The sequence below is a fragment of the Nocardioides sp. CFH 31398 genome (assembly GCF_022436705.1).
Taxonomy (GTDB): Bacteria; Actinomycetota; Actinomycetes; order Propionibacteriales; family Nocardioidaceae; genus Nocardioides.
The window spans coordinates 1-6,168 of sequence record NZ_JAKUHT010000047.1; the positions used below are offsets into that span (position 1 = coordinate 1).

The window sequence follows — 6,168 nt, forward strand, 5'->3', positions numbered from 1 at the left end:
GGCCCGGGCCGGCGGTGCGAAGGGTGCCGCCGGCGCCGCGAAGGGCGCTGCGAAGGGTGCCGCGAAGGGCGCCGGGTCGGCCGCGGGTCGGTCGGCCGGGACCGGCCGCTCGGCCGCGGCGAACGCGGCCCGCGCCGCCGGGTCGCGCCGTCGTACGGAGGAGACGGACGTCGACCGCGAGCACCTGCTCGCCGAGCAGGAGATCTGGGTCGACGACGACGAGGCGGGCCCGGGCGTCCTGCGCTGAGCGGGGCCGGGCCGGCCACGACCTGACGGGGTGTCAGGGGTGTGAGGGGGACCGTCCGGGGTCCGTCCGCGACTTCCGCGGAGGGGCCCCGGACGCGTCGCCGAACTGCGTAGAGTGCACGTGCCGGACCCCCGGGGGGCGGCCAGGATCGGGCGAGGGGAGGCCGATGAGCCAGTCGACGACCACGTCCGGCCTGGTGCGGGTCACGGTGGCGTCGGGGACCCGTCGGGTCGACCTGGTGCTGCCCGGGTCCGTGCCCGTCGCCGAGCTGCTCCCGGAGCTGGCCCGCAGCGTGGGCCTGCTCGACCCCGCCACCGTCTACGGCGGCTACACCGTCGTCACCCAGGAGGGCCGCGAGCTCGGCCCCGACACCGGCCTGACCGTGCAGGGCGTCGAGGACGGCGGCCTGCTGACCGTGTCCGCGGGCGTCGACCAGGAGCCGCCGCGGGTCTACGACGACGTGGTCGAGGCCATGGCGGACGTCGTCGAGCGCGACCTGAAGCCCTGGGAGCCCGCCGCCGGCCGCCGTACGGCGCTCGCGGCGGCGCTGCTGCTGCTCGGCCTCGGCGCCGCGGCCCTGCTGGTGCAGGGCGACCCGCTCGTGGCCGGCGTGGCCGCGACGGTCGTGTCGGTCCTGCTGCTCACCGGTGCCGTCGTGCTCTCGCGGGTCCGCGGCGAGCCGCAGGCCGCGGTCGCTTTGGCCTCGACCGCCGCGGTGTACGGCGCGGTGGCCGGCCTGCTCTACGCCCCCGGCTCCCCGGACGTGCTGTCCGCCGACTTCTTCACCGTCCCCCTCGCCTGCGCGGGCGCCGGGGCGCTGCTCGCGGGCATCGCCGCGGTCATCGGCATCGACCAGGGCCGCTCTCTGGCGATCCCGGCCGTCGTGGTGGGTGCCCTCGCCGTCGTCGGCGGCCTGCTGGTCGACTACCTCGGCCTCGACCCCCGCGTCGTGTTCGTGACGCTCCTGGTGCTCGTCGTGATCCTCGGCAGCGTGTTCCCGTGGCTCGCCCTCGGCGCGACGTCCACCCAGGTCGACCAGGCGTTCACGATCGCCGACGTCACCCGCGACCCCGACGAGATCGACCCGGACAAGGTCGGCTCGGACGCCCGACTGGCCCACGAGATCCTCCTCGCGGTCTCCGCGACCGTCGGGATCCTCCTGGTCCTCGTCGCGCCGCTCGCGGTGTCGCTCGGCGTCACCGGCACGCTGCTGGCGGTGATGAGCTGCGCGGTCGTGATGCTGCGGACGCGGCAGTACCGCACCGGCTCCGAGGTGCTCGTCGGCCTCGCCTCCGGGGTCACCGGCCTGCTGGCCGTGGCCGTCTCCGTCCTGCTCATGCACCCGACCTGGCGTCCGCTCGCGGCCGTCACGCTCGCGGTGACCGGCGCCGTCCTCGTCGCCGCCACGCTCGTGCCCGCGTCCGCGTCGGTGCGACGCGGACGTCTCGGCGACCTCGCCGAGACCATCTCGCTCGTCTCCCTGGTGCCGCTGGCCGTCCTCGCGACCGGCCTCTTCGAGCGGGTGGGCGGCTAGATGTCGACCAAGAAGGACCTGGTCGAGGCGCACGCCTTCAGCCGCCGCCGCCTCGTCACGGCCTTCGTCAGCGGCGCCCCGGGTGGGCGCGAGGTCGAGCCGTCCCGCCCCGGCCGCACCATCGTCGGCGGAGTCGCCCTGGGCGTGCTCGTGCTCGCCGGCGGCGCGATCGCCGGCATCTTCTCCGGACGGCCGCCGGACGGCTGGCTCGACCCCGGCATCGTCATCGAGAAGGAGACCGGCAACTCCTACGTCATCACCGAGGAGTCGGACGACCCGGTCCTGCGGCCGGTGGTGGGCAACATCAACGCCCGGCTGATCTTCGGCACCGAGCAGGAGCCGTCCACCGTCTCCGCCGAGGACATCGCCGGGGAGGACATCGGCGACGACATCGGCATCCTCGGCGCCCCCGCGGTGCTGCCGTCGACCGAGCAGCTGATCGACTCCGGCTGGGTGGCGTGCACCGCGGACGGCTACGGCACGCGCCTGGGCGTCTTCGAGACCCCGCCCGCCGAGGCGGCCACGGACGCCGGGCTCGTCGTCCGCAGCGGTCAGGACTACTGGCTCCTCGCCGCCGGCAGCCTCGTCGACGACGCCGACGACCAGGCCTTCCGCCTCCAGCTGCCGGACGACGAGGGCGACCGCGAGGGCATCCTCAGCGACCTCGAGCTCCCGCTCGCGGCGGAGGCCCCCCGCGTCGACGAGGCCTGGATCGACCTGTGGCCCGAGGGGCCGGCCCTCGACGAGACCTCGTTCGACGTCGGCGGCGGACAGGTGCCGGAGTCGGCGGACTGGTTCGAGGGGCTGTCCGAGCCGGTGCGGGCCGGCGACCTCGTCCAGGTCGAGGACCAGGTCTACCTGGTGACGGCGGACGGGCCCGCCCGCCTGTCCGACTTCGCCCGCACCGTCTACGAGGCGCTGGACACCTCGCTCGAGCCGGTGCCGGTCGACGGACTCACCGTCGACCCCGCCCCGCTCATCCCGGACGAGTGGCCCGACGAGCCGCCGCGACCGGTGGACGACGGCAGCGTCTGCGCGATGCTCGTGACCCGCTCCGGCGAGGGCCCGACGGTCCTCGTCGCCGAGGGCCCCGACGAGGGCCTCGACCCGGCGCTGGAGGACGACGAGGTGGCGCCCGGCGCGACCGACGCCGTCGTCGAGCCCGGCCACGGGGCCTTCGTGGTCTCCGCCGCCTTCGGCCAGGACGAGGGGCCCAGCCCGTTCGTCGTGGACGCCAAGGGCGTGCGCTACCTCCTCGAGGGCGGCGACGCGGTCACCAACCTCGGGTACGGCGACGTCGACGCCCCCGTCGTCCCGGACTCCTGGCTGGTGCCGTTCGACTGCGGCGTGGTGCTGTCCCGCAACGCCGCCCTGGGCGAGCCCGGCAGCGACAGCCCGAGCTCGTGCGAGGGGGGCTGATCGCCGTGGAGCCCCGCGCCGGGCGTCGTCGGCGCACGGCCGGCCTGACGCTGGCCGCCGGCCTGGTGGCCGCGACCGTCGTGCCCGGACCGGCCGCCGCGGACTCCGAGGGCGGTCCCGTCGAGGCGACCATCCCCTGCTCGAGCGCGGTCGACCCCGGCACCGACGTCGCGGTGACGGACCAGGTCAGCGCGCCACTGGAGCAGATGCGGATCCCCGAGGCCCACCAGATCGCGACCGGTGAGGGCGCGACGGTCGCGATCGTGGACGGCCCGGTGGTCGGCCTGCCGCAGATCCCGCTGGTCGGTGGCCAGAACTTCGAGAGCGGCCCGGTCACGGTGGACCACGGCACCGTCGTCGCCGGGCTCGTCGCCGGCGCCGACCGGCAGGTGGGTGGCGAGAGCCTCGGGGTCGGCGTCGCGCCCGGCGCCGAGGTCCTGGGCCTGCGGATCGTCGCGGACCCCGAGCCCGCCGAGGTCGAGAGCGGGCTGCCGGAGTTCGACACCGAGGACGTCGTCGCGGCGCTGCGCTGGGTGGCCGACGAGGCGCGACCCCGCGGCATCGACGTGGTGAACCTGTCGTTGAACGTCTCCGGCGACGTCCCGGAGCTCGAGGCGGCGGTCGAGGCCGTCCAGGACGCCGGCGTCATCGTCGTCGCGGCGACGCCGAACCGCGACGAGGAGCTGGCGGAGGAGGACGGCGCCACGCGGTCGATCCCGCTGGCGGAGCCCGTCTACCCGGCGGCCTACCCCGGCGTCGTCGGCGTGACGTCGTACGTGCCGAAGACGGACGACAACGGCGAGCCGCTCGCCCCCGAACAGTTCATCGAGGCGTCGCGGGACGTCGACGTCGCCGCCCCGACGATCGGCGCGGTCTCCTACGGGCCCAACGGCTCCTCCTGCGTGGCGCCGGGGCCCGCGACGTCCTGGGCGACGGCGTACGTCTCGGGCGTGCTCGCGCTGATGCGGCAGCGGTTCCCCGACCAGTCCTCCCAGGAGCTGGTCTCCCGGCTCCTCGACACCGCCTCCGGGGTCGCCGACCAGCGGTCGACGATCAGCGGGGCGGGCGTCGTCCAGCCCCTCGAGGCGCTGACCCGCGAGGTCGCCACGGACCGGGAGGGCCGGCTGCAGGTGCCCGAGCAGGTCGACGACGGCGAGGGCGGACGCGCCGAGCCGCCGCCGGTGCGGACCGACGAGCTGGCCGAGTCGCGCGACGACTTCCGGTGGTGGGGCCTGCTCGCCGGGGCCGTGCTGGTCGGGGCGGTGATCCTGCGCCCGCTGCTGCGCAGGACCCGCCGCTCCTGAGAGATGGCGGAGGATAGGGGATTCGAACCCCTGAGGGCGTTAACCCAACCCGCTTTCCAAGCGAGCGCCATAGGCCACTAGGCGAATCCTCCGCGGAGGAGGTTACTAGTCGTGCTCGCGCGCGCCGCAATCGCCCGGGTGCTGCCGCGGCCCCCACCCTGGCCTAGACTCTGGCCAACCCCCCGTGCGGCGGCACCTCGCTGAACTCCCCCAGGGCCGGAAGGCAGCAAGGGCAGGCGGGCTCTACCGGGTGCGCGGGGGGCCTTCTCGTCTCCGGACGGCGCTCGCGGAGGGGCTGTGCACGGCCCCCGGCCGCTGTCGGCGGCCGTGGTTAGGGTGGTCCGCGTGGAGCCGTCGCTCGCTCTCTACCGCCGATACCGGCCGGAGACCTTCGCCGAGGTGATCGGGCAGGAGCACGTCACGGAGCCGCTGCGCACGGCCCTGGCCGCGAACCGCGCCAACCACGCCTACCTGTTCTCCGGGCCCCGCGGCTGCGGCAAGACGACGTCGGCCCGGATCCTCGCCCGCACCCTCAACTGCGAGCGCGCGCCGGTCGCCGACCCGTGCGGGCAGTGCGACAGCTGCCGCGACCTCGCGCGTGGCGGTCCCGGCTCCATCGACGTGATCGAGATCGACGCGGCGTCCCACGGCGGTGTCGACGACGCGCGCGACCTGCGGGAGAAGGCGTTCTTCGCGCCGGTCCGCAGCCGCTTCAAGATCTACGTCATCGACGAGGCGCACATGGTCACCACGCAGGGCTTCAACGCCCTGCTGAAGCTGGTCGAGGAGCCGCCGCCGCACCTGCGGTTCGTCTTCGCCACCACCGAGCCGGAGAAGGTGCTGGGCACCATCCGCTCCCGCACCCACCACTACCCGTTCCGGCTGATCCCGCCGCGGCTGCTGTCGTCGTACCTCACCGACCTCTGCCGGGCCGAGGGCGTCGCGATCGAGCCGTCGGCGGTGCCGCTCGTGGTCCGGGCCGGCGCCGGTTCGGCCCGGGACACGCTGTCGGTGCTCGACCAGCTCATCGGCGGGGCCGGGCCGGACGGCGTCACCCACCGGCTCGCGACCGGCCTCCTCGGCTACACCCCCGACTCCCTGCTGGACGACGTCGTCGACGCCTTCGCCGCGGGCGACGGCGCCGCCGTGTTCTCCGTCGTGGACCGCGTGGTCGAGGCCGGCCAGGACCCCCGGCGCTTCACCGAGGACCTGCTCCGGCGGCTGCGCGACCTCGTCGTGGTCGCCGCCGTCCCCGACGCACCCACGACCGGCCTCATCGACGTCCCCGACGACCAGGGGGAGCGGCTGGTGGCGCAGGCCGCGCGGTTCGGCGCCGCCGAGCTCAGCCGCGCCGCGGACGTCGTCGCGACCGGTCTCACCGAGATGCGCGGCGCCACCGCACCCCGCCTGCACCTCGAGCTCCTGTGCGCGCGGGTGCTGCTGCCCGCCGCGGACGGTGACTCCGGGCTCGGCGCACGGCTCGACCGGGTCGAGCGACGCATGAGCGTGGCGCCGGCCGCGGCGGCGCCTGCCGCGACCGCCGCCCCGGCTGCCCCGGCTGAGCCGGTTCAGCCGGGGGAGCGGCCCGCAGCGCCGCCCGCGCGGCCCGCCGACGTCATCCCGGTGCCCGAGCCGACGCCGGAGCCCGTGCCCGCTCCGAGGCC

General features: G+C 75.7%; 5 protein-coding genes, 1 tRNA gene and 1 other RNA gene. 6 read left to right on the plus strand and 1 reads right to left on the minus strand.

Going from position 1 to position 6,168, the window contains the following annotated elements; genetic code table 11:
* The 4 genes from MJ876_RS21320 to MJ876_RS21335 all read left to right on the plus strand — a co-directional run.
* On the plus strand, nucleotides 1–247 hold a 247-nt coding region (locus MJ876_RS21320; RefSeq protein ID WP_240239494.1), incomplete at its 5' end, for a hypothetical protein.
* A 166-nt stretch (nucleotides 248–413) separates the two neighbouring features.
* Nucleotides 414–1,781 carry a type VII secretion integral membrane protein EccD gene (gene eccD, locus MJ876_RS21325; RefSeq protein WP_240239496.1) on the plus strand — a complete coding sequence of 456 codons (1,368 nt, stop codon included), beginning with the start codon at nucleotides 414–416 and terminating at the stop codon, nucleotides 1,779–1,781.
* A complete protein-coding gene (locus MJ876_RS21330; RefSeq protein WP_240239497.1) occupies nucleotides 1,782–3,200 on the plus strand; it encodes a type VII secretion protein EccB in 1,419 nt (472 codons plus the stop codon).
* Nucleotides 3,185–4,504, plus strand: coding sequence for a S8 family serine peptidase (locus tag MJ876_RS21335; protein ID WP_240239498.1), 1,320 nt, complete (start codon nucleotides 3,185–3,187; stop codon nucleotides 4,502–4,504). Before MJ876_RS21330 ends, MJ876_RS21335 begins: the two co-directional genes overlap by 16 nt.
* Before the next feature lie 4 nt (nucleotides 4,505–4,508).
* Here the strand turns inward: MJ876_RS21335 and MJ876_RS21340 are convergent.
* Nucleotides 4,509–4,596: transfer RNA gene (locus MJ876_RS21340), tRNA-Ser, on the minus strand.
* 84 nt (nucleotides 4,597–4,680) lie between these two features.
* Between MJ876_RS21340 and ffs the strand changes: the two genes are divergently transcribed.
* Both ffs and MJ876_RS21350 read left to right on the plus strand, forming a co-directional pair.
* Nucleotides 4,681–4,772: signal recognition particle sRNA small type (gene ffs, locus MJ876_RS21345), an RNA gene on the plus strand.
* 77 nt (nucleotides 4,773–4,849) lie between these two features.
* On the plus strand, nucleotides 4,850–6,168 hold a 1,319-nt coding region (locus MJ876_RS21350; protein ID WP_240239499.1), incomplete at its 3' end, for a DNA polymerase III subunit gamma and tau.

What these genes read in the sequence shown, in the direction of transcription:
- eccD (WP_240239496.1), top strand. Translation starts at nt 414, where the DNA reads ATGAGCCAGTCGACGACCACGTCCGGCCTGGTGCGGGTCACGGTGGCG.
- MJ876_RS21330 (WP_240239497.1), top strand. Translation starts at nt 1,782, where the DNA reads ATGTCGACCAAGAAGGACCTGGTCGAGGCGCACGCCTTCAGCCGCCGC.